This window comes from Endozoicomonas sp. ONNA1 (assembly GCF_024606325.1).
In the GTDB taxonomy this organism is placed as follows: domain Bacteria; phylum Pseudomonadota; class Gammaproteobacteria; order Pseudomonadales; family Endozoicomonadaceae; genus Endozoicomonas_A.
The window spans coordinates 1-1,051 of record NZ_JAHHPN010000056.1 but is presented as its reverse complement, the minus strand read 5'-3'; the positions used below and the strand labels follow the sequence as shown (position 1 = coordinate 1,051).

The 1,051-nt window shown below is 52.0% G+C and carries 1 protein-coding gene; it reads left to right on the top strand.

Annotated features, from left to right (window positions below; all coding sequences use genetic code 11):
* Positions 1–1,051: hypothetical protein (locus KDK19_RS01245; RefSeq protein ID WP_257291178.1), on the top strand; the 1,051-nt coding region annotated here is incomplete at both ends.

Below are 1,051 nucleotides of genomic sequence, written 5' to 3'. Positions count from 1 at the left end.
GAAGGCTATGCAGTCCCTAACACCCGTCTGTTGGAACAAGTTCGGGCGGGTGGTGTCTTCACCGTAACGTCTCCCCTCACTGAGGCGCTCTGGTTTTGTTTACTGGGTTCAATGCAGACGATTCGCGAGACCACCGGCCTGGAGCCCCGACTTCAGGTGACTCACACAAAACAGCAGCCGAAAGCCCTGGGGTTGACAAAAAACGATGTGCACTCAATGAGAGATCACAGCGTCTTTAATACCGTGACTTATCGGCAACCTGCCCAGGCCAGTCATTGGATCAATCATCAGGAAGCCTCTCTGGTGATTCAGGTCAATGAACTGACCAGCTTCAGTCAGCTGTTTGATAATATCCATATCACCTCGGAAAAAAAGGCATATTTTGGCCGGCGTCAGAGTGAGTTGCAGAAGGCATTAAGCTCTGGCAAGCCTGTTATATTGCGGGGACTGGAAAGTAATTCAGCGCTTCAGGAGCTTCTGGAACCTCTGGCTGTCGGGCAACCTCTGTTGGTAAATGGCCAATTACAAGCCTACCCACAAGCTCATGTCACCGTACTCTGGCCCGAGTCTGTGAAAAGCCCATCTTCGATATTCAGCTCAATGGTTGCCACGGCTAAACCCTGTCCTGAGGTGGATATCTGGGAGATCAGTGCGGTCAAGCATGATATCCCCCGGACTGAGCTGCCCGAACAGGCACTTCGGCAACTTTACGCAGCCTTTAAAACCGTACCTGCCCACCTTTGTAACCGTCTGCCTGAACGGACCGAAGGGTTGTTGAATAACCTGATACTGGCTGCCCGTCGAGCACAGCAGGTTGACCAGTCGCCACAACTACTGCCCAGCCACTGGCGCAAGGCCATCAATAGCGTCATCACCCATGGCACCCGGCAGACCTCGTCAGTGCGGGATTTTATGAAAGTGGCTTGTTGGCAGTTTTTGCCAGATACCCATAAAAAACCGGATGAGAATCAAACTGCCTCGGTAGACCCGGATCGTTTAAATGACATCATTAATAGTGCCCTGCGGCTGGATAGAGCGTTTGTGAAGCAGA